2 tRNA genes and 1 rRNA gene are annotated in these 632 nt (G+C 51.6%); all 3 read right to left on the reverse strand.

The annotated features are described in order from the left end of the window. Positions 1 to 290: 290 nt before the first annotated feature. Positions 291 to 366 (reverse strand) — tRNA-Ala (locus tag CFB43_RS37435). Between the two features lie 42 nt (positions 367 to 408). After that, positions 409 to 485: transfer RNA gene (locus CFB43_RS37440), tRNA-Ile, on the reverse strand. A gap of 64 nt (positions 486 to 549) precedes the next feature. Continuing rightward, positions 550 to 632, reverse strand: a 16S ribosomal RNA gene (locus CFB43_RS37445); the annotation flags it as partial.

Here is a 632-nt window from a genome sequence, read left to right on the forward strand (position 1 = left end):
TCGCTTGACCCTATAACGAGTCTGTCTCGTTACAGGTTGAGTTCTCGCGTTGTGCCGTATTCCAATTGAGTCAAACATAGAGTTCGAATCATCTTGAGATACATCGATACAATCACAACCCGGATAGCTTTCACGTCCATCTCAAGACGCTTCCGCTATCCAAATTACTTGCTTCTTCCAGATTGTTAAAGAACGACAGCCGATACGTACTACGTATCACTCTGACTGGCTCAATCGCCAATGCAAAATTCTCGGTTCAGCGTCTGAACCAAGCCCTTAGCGTTGGTGATTGGTGGAGGCAGACGGGATCGAACCGACGACCCCCTGCTTGCAAAGCAGGTGCTCTCCCAGCTGAGCTATGCCCCCATGTACAGGTTTGCCTCAGGTGTGTACCGCCACACAAGACGGTGGTGGGTCTGGTTGGATTCGAACCAACGACCCCCGCCTTATCAAGACGGTGCTCTAACCGACTGAGCTACAGACCCCTGAGTCTGTCTTTAAATTTACAGCCGATAAGCGTGAGCGCTCAACTTGCGCGAGAAGCTCTGGAAAGGAGGTGATCCAGCCGCACCTTCCGATACGGCTACCTTGTTACGACTTCACCCCAGTCATGAATCCTACCGTGGTGACCG

The organism is Burkholderia sp. AU15512, from assembly GCF_002223325.1.
In the GTDB taxonomy this organism is placed as follows: domain Bacteria; phylum Pseudomonadota; class Gammaproteobacteria; order Burkholderiales; family Burkholderiaceae; genus Burkholderia.